This is a genomic window from Kitasatospora sp. NBC_01266, from assembly GCF_036242395.1.
Lineage (GTDB): Bacteria > Actinomycetota > Actinomycetes > Streptomycetales > Streptomycetaceae > Kitasatospora.
In genome coordinates this window covers 2,561,462-2,576,675 of the sequence record NZ_CP108458.1, presented here as the reverse complement: position 1 = coordinate 2,576,675, position 15,214 = coordinate 2,561,462, and the positions used below count along the sequence as shown (strand labels likewise).

Here is a 15,214-nt window from a genome sequence, read left to right as displayed (position 1 = left end):
GCGCCCGCATGCAGTCCGTCGAGCCCATCGAGCCCATCGAGCCTGTGGAGTCCGTCGAGATCCTCGAAGAGCAGCTGACCGACCCGGTCGAGGGTGTGCGCTGCGCCCCCGCGACCGGCAGCCGGGCCGCCGTCCTGGTGCTGTCCGGCTCCAGCGGCCGGGTCGAGACCGACCGCTGCCGCCTGCTGGCCCGCGCCGGCCTGACGGCGCTGTCGATCCGCTGGTTCGGCGGACCGGGGCAGCCCGCCGGCATCTGCGAGATCCCGCTGGAGACCTTCACCCGCGCGATCGACCGGCTGCACGCCGACGGTGCCGAACGGATCAGCGTGCTCGGCACCTCCAAGGGCGCCGAGGCGGCGCTGCTGCTGGCACTGCGCGAGCCGCGGCTGGCCGCCGTGGTCGCGCTCGCGCCCACGGATCTGGTGTGGGCCAACGTCGGCCCCGGCGCGGACGGCGTTACCGCGCCCTACCGTTCGAGCTGGACCTGGCAGGGCAGCCCGCTTCCGTTCGTCCCGTACGACGACAGCTGGCAGCGGGCCGAGCCCGAGGGCGCCCCGGTCGCCTACCGCTCGCACTACCAGCGCAGCCGCCGGACCTTCGCCGAGGCGGCCGGGCGCGCCGTGATCCCGATCGAGCGGACCGACGCCGAACTGCTGCTGGTCGCCGGGGCCGACGACGAGATGTGGCCCGCGCTCGACCACGCCCGCGCCCTGGCGGCCCGGGCCCGCAAGGCCACGCTGATCAGCCACGACCGGGCCGGCCACCGCATCCGGCTGCCCGGCGAGGCCCCGCTGCCCCCGTCCCCCCTGAACCGCCACGGCGGCACCCCCGAGGCGGACGCCGAACTGGGCGCCCGCGCCTGGCCCGAAGTCCTGCGCCTGCTGCGGGGCTGAGCGCGCCCTAATCCCCGTAGATCTCCCACAACTTGGGGAATCGTTTCGCCATCTCCTGCGGGTCTCGGTCGTCGAACGGTGCGCCCTCCGGCTGCCGTGGCTGGTTGTTCCCCAGGTCCGGCAGCGGCAGCCCGGTCAGCTGCTCGTGCGCCTCGTCGGCCGCGTAGCCGAACTCCTCGGCGTCGCCGTCCTCGTCCTCGTCGAAGTCCGGCACCAGCTCCGCCAGGTCGTCCGGGTGGTGCACCGCGCCCTCGAACACCTCCCGGCCCTGCGCGATCAGCCAGCACCGGAAGTAGTCGAAGGAGTCCTCCGACACCTCACCCAGCAGCAGCCGCGCCGCGCCCCACAGCTCCCGGGTGTAGGCCCGCTGGAACCGGGCCTCGAACAGCCTGGCGAAGTCGATCACCTCATCCGGCGTCAGCTGCGCGAGCCGCTCCACCAGCAGGTCGGCCTGCTCGTCCGGGTCCCCGTCGGCGGCGTCGCGGGTCTCGTCGATGATCTGCCAGAAGTCCGTCTCGTACATCACCGCTCCAGCATCCCTGTTCGACGCCCGGGATGCATGCCTACGCGCCGTGCGGAAGCCGCGCGCGCTCGCTGGAAGGGGTGAAGGGAACACGACCGAGCCCCGGCCCGCCGAAGCGGACCGGGGCTCGACCAGCAGTACCGGACCTTACAGGCCGAGCTCGACCTCGAACTCGCCGGTCTCCAGGATCTCCTTGACGGCGACCAGGTAGCGGGCGGCGTCGGCGCCGTCCACCAGGCGGTGGTCGTAGGAGAGCGACAGGTAGGTCATGTCGCGGACGGCGATGACGGTGCCCTCCTCGGCCTCGATGACCACGGGGCGCTTGACCGTCGCGCCGATGCCCAGGATGGCGACCTGGTTCGGCGGCACGATGACGGTGTCGAACAGCGCACCGCGCGAGCCGGTGTTGCTGATCGTGAAGGTGGCGCCGGACAGCTCGTCCGGGGTGATCTTGTTGCCGCGCACCTTGCTGGCCAGCTCGGCGGTCTTCTTGGAGATGCCGGCCAGGTTGAGGTCGCCCGCACCCTTGATGACCGGGGTCATCAGGCCCTTCTCGGAGTCCACCGCGATACCGATGTTCTCGGTGTCGAAGTAGGTGATGGTGCCCTCGGCCTCGTTGATCCGGGCGTTGATCGAGGGGTGGCTCTTCAGCGCCTGGGCGGCGGCCTTGACGAAGAACGGCATCGGGGACAGCTTCACGCCCTCGCGGGCGAGGAAGGCGTCCTTGGCCTTGCCGCGCAGCTTCATGATCTTGGTGACGTCCACCTCGACCACGCTGGTCAGCTGGGCCTGCTCGTGCAGGGCCTTCAGCATGTTGTCGCCGATGACCTTGCGCATCCGGGTCATCTTGACCGTCTGGCCGCGCAGCGGGGACGGCGCGGCGGCAGCGGCCTTCGGCGCGGCGGCCGGGGCGGCAGCGGCGACCGGAGCGGCGGCGGCAGCGGCAGCGGCCTCGGCGGCGGCGATGACGTCCTGCTTGCGGATCCGACCGCCCACACCGGAGCCGGTGACGGCGGAGAGCGCGACACCGTGCTCGGCGGCGAGCTTGCGGACCAGCGGGGTGACGTAGGCGTCACCGGCGTCGGCCACCGGAGCGGCGGCGACCGGAGCGGCGGCGACCGGGGCGGGCGCGGCAACCGGGGCCGGAGCAGCCGGCGCGGCAACCGGGGCCGGGGCGGCCACGGGAGCGGGCGCGGCCGGAGCGGCCACCGGAGCCGGGGCGGCGACCGGAGCCGGAGCAGCCGGAGCAGCCGGAGCGGCGACCGGGGCCGGAGCGGCCACCGGAGCGGGCGCGGCCGGGGCGGCCGGAGCAGCCGCGACCGCACCAGCCGCGCCGATCAGCGCGAGCTGGGCGCCGACCTCGGCGGTCTCGTCCTCGCCGACCAGGATCTTCACCACGACACCGGCGACCGGCGACGGGATCTCGGTGTCGACCTTGTCGGTCGAGACCTCGAGCAGCGGCTCGTCGACCTCGACGGTCTCACCCTCGGCCTTGAGCCAGCGGGTGACGGTGCCCTCGGTGACCGACTCGCCCAGCGCGGGCAGCAGCACCGGAGTGGCGTCGCCGGCGGGCGCGGCCGGAGCGGCGGCGACCGGGGCCGGAGCGACCGGAGCGGGGGCGGCGACCGGGGCCGGAGCCTCGACCACCGGGGCCGGCGCGGCAACCGGGGCCGGCGCGGCGGCAGCCGGAGCAGCCGCGGCGACGGGGGCGCCCGAGCCGTCGTCGATGATCGCCAGCTCGGCGCCCACCTCGACCGTCTCGTCCTCGGCGACCTTGATCGACGCGAGGATGCCGGCGACCGGCGCGGGGATCTCGGTGTCGACCTTGTCGGTCGAGACCTCGAGCAGCGGCTCGTCGACCTCTACTCGCTCGCCCTCGGCCTTCAGCCAGCGGGTGACAGTACCTTCGGACACGCTCTCGCCCAGCGCGGGCAGCGTTACTGAGACCGCCATGGTTTCAGCGACTCCTATCAAGTCTTGCGTTCAGGAAGTTCAGGGAAAGGAAGAACAAGGCGGGGCGGGAGCGATCAGTCGTGCGCGTGCAGCGGCTTGCCGGCCAGCGCCAGGTGCGCCTCGCCGAGCGCCTCGGACTGGGTCGGGTGGGCGTGGATGAGCTGCGCGACCTCGGCGGGCAGCGCCTCCCAGTTGTAGATGAGCTGAGCTTCGCCGACCTGCTCACCCATCCGGGCGCCGACCATGTGGACACCCACCACGGCGCCGTCCTTGACCTGGACGAGCTTGATCTCGCCGGCGGTCTTGAGGATCTTGCTCTTGCCGTTGCCGGCCAGGTTGTACTTGACCGTGACGACCTTCTCCTTGCCGTACAGCTCCACGGCCTTGGCCTCGGAGATGCCGACCGAGGCGACCTCGGGGTTGGAGTAGGTGACCCGCGGCACGCCGTCGTAGTCGATCGGCACGGCCCGCAGGCCGGCCAGCCGCTCCGCCACCAGGATGCCCTCGGCGAAGCCGACGTGGGCCAGCTGCAGGGTCGGGGCCAGGTCGCCCACGGCGGAGATGGTGGGCACGTTGGTGCGCATGTACTCGTCGACCAGGACGTAGCCGCGGTCCATGGCGACCCCGGCCTCCTCGAAGCCGAGGCCGGCCGAGACGGGACCGCGGCCGATCGCGACCAGCAGCAGGTCGGCGTCGATCTGCTTGCCGTTCTCGGTGGAGACGCGGACACCGGTCTCGGTGTACTCGACGCCGGAGAACCGGGCCTTGAGCTCGAACTTGATGCCACGCTTGCGGAAGGCCCGCTCCAGCAGCTTGGAGGAGTTCTCGTCCTCCAGCGGAACCAGGTGCGGCAGGGCCTCGACGATGGTGACGTCGACGCCGAAGGACTTCCAGACGGAGGCGAACTCGACGCCGATCACGCCACCGCCGAGGATGACGGCGGACTGCGGGATGCGGTCGAGCTTGAGGGCGTGGTCGGAGGAGATGACCCGGTCGCCGTCGATGGTCAGGCCCGGCAGCGACTTCGGCACGGAGCCGGTGGCCAGCACGATGTGGCGACCCTCGACCCGCTGGCCGTTGACATCCACCGAGGTCGGCGAGGAGAGCCGGCCCTCACCCTGGATGAAGTGCACCTTGCGGGAGGCGACCAGGCCCTGCAGGCCCTTGTACAGGCCGGCGACCACGTCGTCCTTGTACTTGTGGACACCGTTGATGTCGATGCCCTGGAAGGTCGCCAGCACGCCGAACTCGGCGGCTTCCTTGGTCTCGTCGGCGATCTCGGCAGCGTGCAGCAGCGCCTTGGTGGGGATGCAACCACGGTGCAGGCAGGTGCCGCCCAGCTCGCCCTTCTCGATCAGGGCCACGCTCAGGCCCAGCTGAGCGGCGCGGAGCGCCGCGGCGTAGCCGCCGCTTCCGCCTCCGAGAATGACTACGTCGAAAACGGTGCTGGCGTCGTTCGCCACGTCACGTCCTCCATGCCATGGGGTGTGGATCCGTCCGGGCCGGTGCTGGTCCGGTGTGCGGGAAGCCCTTGTGAGGCGCCCAGTCGTGCCGGAAATACATCTTCGCACTTGTTCACGGCCGCTGGTGTCCGGGTCCACCCTGGCGGGGGTCTGGACCCGTCCTTGTGGGGTGGTCGACACCCGCTCGTGGCCCTGTCCGTGCAGGTCAACCCGGTCTTGACGGGGCCTGTCGCGGCCCCGGCGCCGCTCGCCGGCGGGAGGGATTCCGCTTGGTGGAACAAAGTTTCGCCGGAGGCGAACAGGCAGGCGAATGCGATCGTTGGGCTACCAATGAGTAACTCTCACGGGAATACCGGAAAAGCCGGCGGGGCCCGGTGTCCGATGACACCGGGCCCCGCCGTGAATCGCAGGAAATGCTCAGGGCATCAGCCCTGCGCGGTCTCCTCCGCCAGCTTCACCAGGGTGCGCACGGCGCTGCCGGTGCCGCCCTTGGGGGTGTAGCCGAACGGGGCGGCCTCGTGGAAGGCCGGGCCCGCGATGTCCAGGTGCGCCCAGTCGATGCCGTCGGCCACGAACTCCTTGAGGAAGAGGCCGGCCACCAGGCCGCCGCCCATCCGCTCGCCCATGTTGGCCAGGTCGGCCACCGGGGAGTCCATGCCCTTGAGCAGCTCGGCCGGCAGCGGCATCGGCCAGGACTGCTCGCCCGCGCGCCCGGCGACGGCGTGCAGCCGGTCGCGGAAGGCGTCCGTGTTGGCCATCACACCGAAGGTGCGGGTGCCCAGCGCCAGCACCATGGCGCCGGTCAGGGTGGCCACGTCGACGATCGCGTCCGGCTTCTCCTCGCCGGCCCGGACGATCGCGTCGGCCAGCACCAGGCGGCCCTCGGCGTCGGTGTTGAGCACCTCGACCGTCTTGCCGCCGTACATCCGCAGCACGTCGCCGGGGCGGGTGGCGGAGCCGGAGGGCATGTTCTCGGCCAGCGCCAGCCAGCCGGTGACGTTGACGGCCAGGCCCAGGCGCTTGGCGGCGACCACGGCGGCGAAGACGGCGGCAGCGCCGGACATGTCGCACTTCATGGTCTCGTTGTGGCCGGCCGGCTTGAGCGAGATGCCGCCCGAGTCGTAGGTGATGCCCTTGCCGACGAAGGCCAGGGTGGCCTTGGCCTTGGGGTGGGTGTAGGCGATCTTGACCAGGCGCGGCTTGTTGTCCGAGCCGTTGCCGACGCCCAGGATGCCGCCGAAGCCGCCCTTGGCCAGCGCCTTCTCGTCCCACACCTCGACCTTGAGACCCAGCTCCTTGCCGACGCCCTGCGCGATGGTCGCGAAGGACTTGGGGTGCAGGTCGTTCGGCGGGGTGTTGATCAGGTCGCGGGCCCGGTTCATCTCCTCGCCGAGCACGGTGGCGCGCTCGACGGCGGCCTTCGCGTCCTTGCTGCCCTTGCGGCCGGTCAGCACGGTCAGCTCGCCGACCGGCTCCTTGACCTCGTCGCTGGTGCGGTAGACGGTGAAGTCGTAGGAGCCGAGCAGGCCGCCCAGCGCGACCGCCTCGATCTCCTCGGCCGACTCGGCGGGCAGCGCCAGACCGGCCTTCTTCGCCCCGGCCAGGGTGCGGGCGGCCACGCCGGCCGCGCGGCGCAGCGCCTCGGTGGAGTAGTTGGCCTCGGCGACCTCACCGAGGCCGACGGCCAGCACGAAGCCGGCCTTGAGCCCGGCGGGAGCGGGCAGCTTGACGGCCTCGCCCTCACGACCGGTCGCGCCCAGGGTGGTCAGCACCTCGGCCAGCTTGCCCTCGAACGCCTCGACCAGCGCCTCCGCGCCCGAGGTCACCACCAGGCCCTTGGGCCCCTTCGCGACACCGATCACCAAGGCATCCGCGCGCAGCGCGGCGGCGGAGGAGGTGCTCACAGACAATGCAGTCACGTATTTGCGTCCTGTTCTTTCGCGGTCCACGGCCGGATCTGCCGTATGGCATCAGCCCCAGCATGCTCCGCCGTGACGGCGCAGGGCTACGGTGCTCACCGCATGGTAGTCCGCATGGTGGGATGCGGCCGCGCCCGGGCGTCCGTCCGGTCAACGGCCGGGTTCACAGGGACACACGGTGTCATCCGGGCCGCTGGTTCAGGGCCCCAGGGCGAGCACCAGCAGTGCGGCCAGCGCCGCCGTCTCGACCAGCGCGCCGAGCACGTCGCCGGTGACCCCGCCGAACCGGCGCAGGCAGCGCCGCAGCAGTGCGGCGGCGGCGAGCTGAGCCAGCGTCAGGGCCAGCGCGTAGCGCGGGTGCAGGCCGAGCAGGGCCAGTGCGAGGGCGCTCAGCAGGGTGCCGGCGAGGGCGGTCGGCACCGGCACGGTCGCCGCGACCATCGCCCCGAGCCCGCCGGGCCGCGCGGCCGGCACCGGCCGCAGGCAGCCCCAGCCGAGCGCGCACCGGCCGGCCACCGCGGCGGTCAGCACGGCGAGCGCGCCGCGCTCGGTGGAATGGGCGAACTGGCCGGTCAGGCAGGCGATCTGAGCGAGCAGCACGAGCAGCAGGGTCAGCACGCCGAACGGGCCGATGTCGGACTGCTTCATGATCCGCAGCGCGTCCTCGGCGGGCTTGCCGCTGCCCAGCCCGTCGGCGACGTCCGCCAGCCCGTCCAGATGGAGTCCGCGGGTCAGCGCCGCGAGCGCGGCGACGGCGGTCACCGCACCGAGCAGCGGGCCGCCGCGCCAGCAGGCCAGCGCGCCGAGCCCGGCCGCGAGCCCGCCCAGCACCAGGCCGACCAGTGGCGCGAGTGCCATCGCCCGCCCGCCCGCCGCCCGGTCCCACCGCGCCACCCGTACCCGCAGCACGGAGAGCGTGCCGAAGGCGAACCGCAGCCCGGGCAGCCGCAACTGACGGTCCATCGGCTGGCGATCCGTCGGCTGGGACTGCGTCAGGTTCGGCTCCGCCGTGTTCAGAGTCGGCCCAGCAGCTCGGCGGCGGAGGGCAGCCGGGCCGGCGGGCGCGGCGCGGCGGGGGAGGCCGGGGTGAACGGCTGCTCGGTCAGCACGTCGGAGGCCGCCTGCAGCAGTGGCAGTGCCATCAGCGCGCCGACGCCCTCGCCCATGGTGATCCGCTCATCGTGCAGCGGGGTCAGGGTCAGCCGGTCGTAGGCCTTGGCCAGCGCGGGCTCGCCGGTCAGCAGCGCGGCCCGCCACCACTCCGGGGCCCGGAACGAGATCCGCTGCGCCACCAGCGCGCAGGCCGCCGAGACCACGCCGTCCAGCACCACGGGGAGCTTGCGGACCGCGGCCTGCAGCAGGAAGCCGGTGATCGCCGCGAAATCGGCGCCGCCGGTGGCCGCGAGCAGGGCCAGCTGGTCGCCGAGCACCGGCCGGGCCCGCCGCAGCGAGTCCCGGATCGCCGCGCACTTGACCATCCAGACCTTGTCGTCGATGCCCGAACCGCGTCCGCAGACCGCCGCGGCGTCGGTGCCGCAGAGCGCGCCGATCAGCACGGCGGCCACCGCGGTCGAGCCGACGCCCAGATCGCCGAGCAGCACCAGGTCGGTGCCGAGGTCGGCCTCCTCGTCGGCGATCGCCATGCCGACGGCGAAGGCCCTGGTGGCCTCCTCGACGGTCACCGCGTTCTCCAGGTCGATCCGCCCGGAGCCGCGCCGGATCCGGTGCTCGCTCACCTCGGGCCCGAACTCCTCGGCCGGCGCGTCCACCGCGACGTCCACCACGCGCAGTTCGGCGCCGAACCGGCGGGCCAGCCGGGCCACCGGCGCGCTGCCGTCCAGCACGGCACGCACCCGGCGGGCGGTGCCGCCGTCGGCGGCCAGCCGGGAGATCCCGAGTGAGGCGATGCCGTGGTCGCCGGCGAAGAGCAGCACCTTGGGCGCGTTGACCGCCCGCACCTCGCTGCCGCCCTGGACCGAGGCGAGCCAGCTGCCCAGCTCCTCGAGTTGGCCGAGCCCGCCGCGCGGCGTTTCCAGCTCCAGCCGGCGCTCCTCGGCCGCTCGGCGGGCGGCGTCGTCGGGGCGCTCGACGAGCGAGGCGAAGGAATCGAGATCCACGGTGGTGTCCATCGTGCGGAACCTTACCAACCGCGCCTCACGCTGTCCGGGGTGCGGCGTCGGTGATCTGGCCCTTGATGGTCAGCGGCTGCCCGGCCACCACCAGCAGCACCTCGTCGCAGGCCTCGGCGACCGCCATGTTCAGCCGTCCCAGGGTGTCCCGGAACCGCCGCCCGGCCGTGGTGGCGGGCACCACGCCCAGCCCCACCTCGTTGCTGACGGCCACCACCTGGCGCCGGGTCACCCGCATCGCGCCGGCCAGTCCGGCGCACCGCTGCTCCACCGAGTCCGCCGCCCGTTCTTCCCAGGCCGCGTCGTCCCAGGCGTCCGCCTCGTCCATCACGGTGGTCAGCCACATACCCAGGCAGTCGATCAGCACCGGCGCCGGATCGTCGCCGTCGGCCAGGATCCGCTCCAGCTCCACCGTCTCGGCGGTCCGCCAGCTCGTCGGCCGCCGTCCCCGGTGCAGGGCGACGCGCTGCTGCCAGTCCGGGTCGTCGGCCCGCCGGCCGCCGGTCGCCACGTAGAGCACGTCGGTCCGCTCGCGCAGCAGCCACTCGGCCCGGGTGGACTTGCCCGACCGGGCGCCGCCGAGGATCAAGGTACGAGTCATGCGGGTCATCCTGGTGCACGGGGTTGAGCGGTGGTGCGGCGGGCAGCCTGATCCCTGCGCGGTAGCCTGCGCGCAGCAGAACCCAGGAGCAGCAGGAAGGGAGCCGGGCATGGTCTGGACGTGGCGGTACGAGGCGGCGGACGGTTCGGTCGTCACCCCGCAGGGCGGGGTCGAGGAGTTCAGCAGCCAGGGCGACGCCGAGTCGTGGATCGGCGAGGAGTGGAAGGGCCTGCTGGCGGACGGGGTGGAGCGGGTGGTGCTGCTGGAGGACGACGCGGAGATCTACCCGATGAGCCTGCGCGAGTCCTGATCCGTCAGCGGACCGCCTGATCCGTCAGCGGACCGGCTGCCCGGCGGGTTACTTGACGCCGATCACGTGGAGCAGCGCGGCGACCTGGCGGTACGGGTCCACCCGGCCGGCCCGGTCCTCGGCCTCCAGCAGCTGGCCGAGCTGGCGGCCGTCCACCGGTGCGGCGTGGTCCGGCATGGCGTCGGTGAAGACCCGGACGCCGTACCAGTGCCGCAGCGGCACCGCGACCTCGCGCAGCGTGGTGGCCAGGTCGGCCAGCCGGTCGGCCCGGGCGGTCAGGCCCAGGCGGTTGGCGTAGTGGTCGGTGTCGAAGGCCTGCAGGGCGGCCCGCCAGTCGCCGGTCAGTCCGAACCGCATGGCCAGCGCTTCCCGGTTGCGGGCCAGCAGCGACAGCAGCCCGCCGGGGGCGATCATCCGGGCGAGCGAGGCGATCAGCGGGTCCGGGTCGGGCAGGTACATCAGCACGCCGTGGCAGAGCACCACGTCGAAGCTGCCGGGCCCGAACCAGCGCCCGCAGTGGTGTCCGTCGCCGCTCAGCAGTCGGACCCGCTCGCGCACCTCGGGCGGCTCGGCACCGAGCATCGCCTGGGCGGCCCCGAGGGTGACCGGGTCGGAGTCGAGGCCGGTGACCAGGTGCCCGGCCCGGGCCAGCCGCAGCGCCTGGGTGCCCTGGCCGCACCCGACGTCCAGCACCCGCAGCGGCGCCTGCTGGGCGCGCTCGCCGAAGTGGGTGGCCAACTGCTCGGTCAGCTGGCGGGCCACCATCTCCTGGCGGACCAGGTTGTGCAGGCCGCCCTGCCGCTCCAGCCAGGCCCCGGCGCCGCCGGCGAAGGACCCGCTGCGGGCGGGCAGTCCGTGGTGCTGGCCGCCCCCGCCGTAGCCGTACGGCGCGCTGCCCTGGTGGCCGTAGCCGCCGTGGTACGACTCGCGGTCGTGGCCGCCGTCGTGCTGCCCGGGCAGCGCGTACAGACCAGGTCCCGGCGTGCTGGGGACCCAGTCGTACGCCTGCGGCTCGGCGGTCAGGGGTGCTCGCCCCGCTTCACCTGCGGCTTGGGCAGCCGCAGTCGACGCATCTGCAGGTTGCGCATCAGGCCGTAGCCGACCGCGCCCCGGGGGTTCTCGTTCGGGAACCGGTTGGCCAGCGCCTTGCGCAGGCCCAGGCCCAGGCGCAGGAAGTCGAGGATGACCAGCACCAGGAAGAGCGCGAAGAGCAGCGTGGAGAGCAGTTGCAGCGCCGGCACCTTCAGGACGCTGAGGACCAGGATCACCACGGCGAACGGCAGGAAGAACTCGGCCAGCGACCAGCGCGAGTCCATGTAGTCGCGGGTGAAGCGCCGCACCGGGCCCTTGTCCCGGGCCGGTAGCGCCCGCTCGTCGCCGTTGAGCAGCGCCATGCGCTGCTTCTCCCGCTCGGACCGCAGCCGCTCACGGGACTGCTTGGCGGCCTCCTTGCGGTCCTTGGGGACGGTCACCCGGGTGCGCCGGTTGGCCTCGGCATCGCTGCGCTTGGGCGTGGGACGGCCCTTCTTGGCCTGCGGATCGCGGCTCTGGGACACGTCGTCCTGCTCGGCCAGCGCGGTGGCGGAGGAGGGGGATTCATCTGAACGGCGTCGGAACACATGACAAGGGTACGTGCTGGGCCCACAATCGCCCCCATCCCCCGAGCATCCCCTGACCTCGGGGCCCGTGCCCGGTCAGGGGGACCCCGAGCTGATCCACCAGGAGACCGGCTGTGAGATCCACCTGGGGGAGGAGGCCGCAGCCCCCCTGGCCGTAGCAGTCTTGTTGCAGGTAGGTGTACTGCGGTCCTGGCCCCGCTGCACATACACTCGCAGTAGATTTTGGTACGAGATAGAAACCGCAGCCCGGAGAAGGGGGCACCCGAGGCCCATGAGCGACGGAATCATGAAGCGTATGGGGCTGATCTTCCGCTCCAAGGCGAACAAGGCCCTGGACCGGGCGGAGGACCCGCGCGAGACGCTCGACTACTCGTACCAGAAGCAGCTTGAACTGCTGCAGAAGGTGCGCAGGGGCGTGGCGGACGTCGCCACTTCGCGCAAGCGCCTGGAGCTCCAGCTGACCCAGCTCCAGCAGCAGTCCTCCAAGTACGAGGACCAGGGCCGCAAGGCGCTCTCGCTCGGCCGCGAGGATCTGGCCCGTGAGGCGCTGACCCGCAAGTCCGCGATGCAGTCCCAGATCAACGACCTCCAGGTGCAGTACCAGCAGCTGCAGGCCGAGGAGGAGAAGCTCACCCTCGCCTCCCAGCGGCTGCAGGCCAAGGTGGACGCCTTCCGCACCAAGAAGGAGACCATCAAGGCCACCTACACCGCCGCCCAGGCGCAGACCCGGATCGCCGAGTCCTTCTCCGGTATCTCGGAGGAGATGGGCGATGTGGGCCTGGCGATCCAGCGGGCCGAGGACAAGACGGCGCAGATGCAGGCGCGTGCCGGTGCCATCGACGAGCTGCTCGCCTCGGGGGCGCTCGACGACTCCTCGGGTCTGGGTCGAAAGGACGACATCGAGGCCGAGCTGGAGCGGGTGGCCGGCGGCAGCGATGTCGAGCTGGAGCTGGCCCGGATGAAGGCCGAGCTCGGCGGCGGGTCCGCCGGCGGTCCGGCCGCGATCGAGCAGGGCAACGGCACCTCGGGGCCGCAGGACACCCCGCCGCCGTCCGTCAACTACCACAAGTAAGCCCGCCGGAACGACAGCAGGGAGAGGCGCCAGCATGATCATGAGGATCATGGGTGAGGGTCAGTTCCGGGTGGGGGACGAGCACCTGAACCGGCTGAACCAGCTCGACGACGAGCTGCTCGCCGCACTGGATTCGGGGGACGAGAAGGTGTTCCGGGCCAAGCTGGGCAACCTGCTCACGGCGGTCCGCGAACTCGGTACCCCGCTGCCGGACGACTCGCTCGAGCCGTCCGACCTGATCCTGCCGGACGACGGGGCGACCATCGACCAGGTCCGTGAGCTGCTGCTGGGCGAGGGCGAGGGGATCATCCCCGGCTTCGCCGAGTAGCACCGCACGGACAGCGCAGACGAGAGGGCGGGCACCCACCGGGTGCCCGCCCTCTCGTCTGCGCTGTCGCCCGCTACGGCAGGGCCAGCATCCGGTCCAGCGCGGCCTTGGCGTACTTCTCGGTCTCCGGGTCGACCGTGATCACGTTCGGCACCCGGCCCTCGACCAGCGACTCCAGCGCCCAGACCAGGTGCGGCAGGTCGATCCGGTTCATCGTGGAGCAGAAGCAGACCGAGCGGTCCAGGAAGACGATCTCCTTGTCCGGGTGCGCCTTGGCCAACCGGCGCACCAGGTTGAGCTCGGTGCCGATGGCCCACTTGGAGCCGGGCTCGGCAGCCTCCAGGGCCTTGATGATGTACTCCGTCGAGCCGACCTCGTCGGCGGCGGCGACCACCTCGTGGCGGCACTCGGGGTGCACCAGCACCCGCACGCCCGGGATCCGCTCGCGGACCTCGCGGACCGACTCCACGGTGAACCTGCCGTGCACCGAGCAGTGGCCGCGCCAGAGGATCATCTTGGCGTTCCGCAGCTGCTCGATGGTCAGCCCGCCGTTCGGCTTGTGCGGGTTGTAGAGCACGCAGTCGTCCAGCGAGAAGCCCAGGTCCCGCACCGCGGTGTTGCGGCCCAGGTGCTGGTCGGGCAGGAAGAGCACCTTCTGCCCCTGCTCGTAGGCCCACTCCAGGGCCCGCTTGGCGTTGGAGGAGGTGCAGATGGTGCCGCCGTGCTTGCCGGTGAAGGCCTTGATGTCGGCGGAGGAGTTCATGTACGAGACCGGGACGGTCTGCTCGGCGATGCCGGCCTCGCGCAGCACGTCCCAGCACTCGGCGACCTGCTCGGCGGTGGCCATGTCGGCCATCGAGCAGCCGGCCGCCAGGTCGGGCAGGACGACCTGCTGGGTGTCGCCGGTCAGGATGTCGGCCGACTCGGCCATGAAGTGCACGCCGCAGAAGACGATGTACTCGGCCTGCGGGCGGGCCGCGGCATCCCGGGCGAGCTTGAAGGAGTCACCGGTGACGTCGGCGAACTCGATGACCTCGTCGCGCTGGTAGTGGTGGCCCAGGATGAAGACGCGGTCGCCGAGCTTCGCCTTGGCGGCGCGGGCGCGCTCGACCAGGTCGGGGTCGGAGGCGGGCGGCAGGTCGCCGGGGCACTCCACGCCGCGCTCGCTGTTCGGATCGGCCTGGCGGCCGAGCAGCAGCAGGGCGAGCGGTGTGGCGGTCGGCTCGGCGAACGTGGTGTCAACGGTGGTGGTCACGGGCGGGTGCCCTCCTGTGCGGCCGGACGCTCCCAGCCTTCTCGTCTTTCTGACGTTATCTATGATAACCGGTTCGCGTCACTCTGACGATGGACATCGTGTCAATGTGACGCGATCGGCTCGACACCTCGTCGGCTCGGCGGACGGACTCGACGCAGTCCGCGCGCGGCGGCTGCGCCCGAACCGCCGAGCGTGTTCTCTAGGGCTATGAAGGCCATCGCGATCAATACCTATGGCGGCCCCGAGGTCGTCGAATACCTGGACCTGCCCGACCCCAAGGTGGGCCCCGACTCCGTACTCGTCCGGGTCCGGGCGGCCGGCGTGAACCCGGTCGACTGGAAGATCCGGGACGGCCGGCTGGACGCGGTGACGGACGCCCACTTCCCGCTGATCATGGGCTGGGACCTGGCCGGCGTGGTCGAGCGGGTGGGCCCGTCCGTCACCGAGTTCACGGTCGGCGACGAGGTGATCGGCTACGTCCGCAAGGACGCCATCCAGCACGGCACCTACGCCGAGCTGGTCTCCGCCCCGGTGCGCACCCTGGCCCGCAAGCCCGCCGCGCTCAGCTGGGCACAGGCCGGCGGGCTGCCGCTGGCGGGCCTGACGGCCTACCAGGGCCTGGTCAAGGCGCTCGCCGTGCAGGCCGGCGAGACGGTGCTGATCCACGCCGCGGCCGGCGGGGTCGGCAGCTTCGCCACCCAGATCGCGGTGGCGCTCGGCGCCCGGGTGATCGGCACGGCGGGCGAGCACAACCACGCCTACCTGCGCTCGCTGGGCGCCGAGCCGGTGCAGTACGGCGACGGACTGGTGGAGCGGGTCCGGGCGCTGGCGCCGGACGGCGTCGACGCGGCCTTCGACCTGGTCGGCGGCCAGGCGGTGCACGCCTCCCAGCAACTGGTCAAGCAGCAGGGCCGGATCGCCTCGATCGCGGACGGGTCGGTGCTCGGCTTCGGCGGCCACTACGTCTTCGTCCGCCCGGACGCCGCCGACCTGGCGGCGCTGGCCGATCTGGTGGACGCCGGCCGGCTCGCCGTCACCGTCGCGTGCACCTTCCCGCTGGCGCAGGCGGCCTCCGCGCAGCAGCTCAGTGCCGAGGGCCGGACCCGGGGCAAGATCGTGCTGCTGGTGGACTGAGCAGCGCGGTCCGGG

Annotated in this window: 15 protein-coding genes; 5 read left to right on the top strand and 10 right to left on the bottom strand. The window is 72.4% G+C overall.

Annotation, left to right across the window (positions count from 1 at the left end; genetic code table 11):
* The first annotated feature begins 8 nt into the window (after positions 1-8).
* The gene (locus tag OG403_RS10825; RefSeq protein ID WP_329563568.1) at positions 9-893 is read left to right on the top strand and encodes an acyl-CoA thioester hydrolase/BAAT C-terminal domain-containing protein; all 885 of its coding nucleotides are present in this window, start codon (positions 9-11) and stop codon (positions 891-893) included.
* 7 nt (positions 894-900) lie between these two features.
* On the opposite strand, the gene OG403_RS10820 is transcribed toward OG403_RS10825, so the two are convergent.
* The 7 genes from OG403_RS10820 to cobU all read right to left on the bottom strand — a co-directional run bounded on the left by OG403_RS10820 (position 901) and on the right by cobU (position 9,481).
* Positions 901-1,416, bottom strand: a complete 516-nt coding sequence (locus OG403_RS10820) for a DUF4240 domain-containing protein (protein WP_329563567.1) — start codon at positions 1,414-1,416, stop codon at positions 901-903.
* A 147-nt stretch (positions 1,417-1,563) separates the two neighbouring features.
* Positions 1,564-3,369 carry a 2-oxoglutarate dehydrogenase, E2 component, dihydrolipoamide succinyltransferase gene (gene sucB, locus OG403_RS10815; protein WP_329563565.1) on the bottom strand — a complete coding sequence of 602 codons (1,806 nt, stop codon included), beginning with the start codon at positions 3,367-3,369 and terminating at the stop codon, positions 1,564-1,566.
* Positions 3,370-3,443: 74 nt separating this feature from the next.
* Positions 3,444-4,832 (bottom strand): dihydrolipoyl dehydrogenase, encoded by a 1,389-nt coding sequence (gene lpdA, locus OG403_RS10810; protein WP_329563563.1) that lies wholly within the window; start codon positions 4,830-4,832, stop codon positions 3,444-3,446.
* A gap of 425 nt (positions 4,833-5,257) precedes the next feature.
* On the bottom strand, positions 5,258-6,751 hold the full coding sequence (locus OG403_RS10805) for a leucyl aminopeptidase (RefSeq protein ID WP_329563561.1): 1,494 nt from the start codon (positions 6,749-6,751) through the stop codon (positions 5,258-5,260).
* Positions 6,752-6,949: 198 nt separating this feature from the next.
* Positions 6,950-7,714 (bottom strand): adenosylcobinamide-GDP ribazoletransferase, encoded by a 765-nt coding sequence (locus tag OG403_RS10800; protein WP_329563560.1) that lies wholly within the window; start codon positions 7,712-7,714, stop codon positions 6,950-6,952.
* Between the two features lie 50 nt (positions 7,715-7,764).
* Positions 7,765-8,880: a nicotinate-nucleotide--dimethylbenzimidazole phosphoribosyltransferase gene (locus tag OG403_RS10795; RefSeq protein WP_329563558.1), complete on the bottom strand. Its 1,116-nt coding sequence runs from the start codon at positions 8,878-8,880 to the stop codon at positions 7,765-7,767.
* 25 nt (positions 8,881-8,905) lie between these two features.
* On the bottom strand, positions 8,906-9,481 hold the full coding sequence (gene cobU / locus OG403_RS10790) for a bifunctional adenosylcobinamide kinase/adenosylcobinamide-phosphate guanylyltransferase (RefSeq protein WP_329563557.1): 576 nt from the start codon (positions 9,479-9,481) through the stop codon (positions 8,906-8,908).
* A 109-nt stretch (positions 9,482-9,590) separates the two neighbouring features.
* Between cobU and OG403_RS10785 the strand changes: the two genes are divergently transcribed.
* Positions 9,591-9,791, top strand: coding sequence for a hypothetical protein (locus tag OG403_RS10785; RefSeq protein WP_329563555.1), 201 nt, complete (start codon positions 9,591-9,593; stop codon positions 9,789-9,791).
* Positions 9,792-9,839: 48 nt separating this feature from the next.
* Here OG403_RS10785 and OG403_RS10780 read toward each other — a convergent pair whose 3' ends face one another.
* A complete protein-coding gene (locus OG403_RS10780) occupies positions 9,840-10,556 on the bottom strand; it encodes a methyltransferase domain-containing protein (protein ID WP_329563553.1) in 717 nt (238 codons plus the stop codon).
* Positions 10,557-10,810: 254 nt separating this feature from the next.
* Positions 10,811-11,410: a DUF3043 domain-containing protein gene (locus tag OG403_RS10775; protein WP_329563551.1), complete on the bottom strand. Its 600-nt coding sequence runs from the start codon at positions 11,408-11,410 to the stop codon at positions 10,811-10,813.
* A gap of 271 nt (positions 11,411-11,681) precedes the next feature.
* Here OG403_RS10775 and OG403_RS10770 point away from each other — a divergent pair, with 271 nt between their 5' ends.
* Positions 11,682-12,482, top strand: a complete 801-nt coding sequence (locus tag OG403_RS10770; protein WP_329563549.1) for a PspA/IM30 family protein — start codon at positions 11,682-11,684, stop codon at positions 12,480-12,482.
* 34 nt (positions 12,483-12,516) lie between these two features.
* The gene (gene pspAA, locus OG403_RS10765; RefSeq protein ID WP_329563548.1) at positions 12,517-12,810 is read left to right on the top strand and encodes a PspA-associated protein PspAA; all 294 of its coding nucleotides are present in this window, start codon (positions 12,517-12,519) and stop codon (positions 12,808-12,810) included.
* Between the two features lie 73 nt (positions 12,811-12,883).
* On the opposite strand, the gene nadA is transcribed toward pspAA, so the two are convergent.
* Positions 12,884-14,065 (bottom strand): quinolinate synthase NadA, encoded by a 1,182-nt coding sequence (nadA, locus tag OG403_RS10760; protein ID WP_329563546.1) that lies wholly within the window; start codon positions 14,063-14,065, stop codon positions 12,884-12,886.
* A 207-nt stretch (positions 14,066-14,272) separates the two neighbouring features.
* Between nadA and OG403_RS10755 the strand changes: the two genes are divergently transcribed.
* Positions 14,273-15,199, top strand: a complete 927-nt coding sequence (locus tag OG403_RS10755; protein WP_329563544.1) for an NADP-dependent oxidoreductase — start codon at positions 14,273-14,275, stop codon at positions 15,197-15,199.
* The last annotated feature ends 15 nt before the right edge of the window (positions 15,200-15,214 follow it).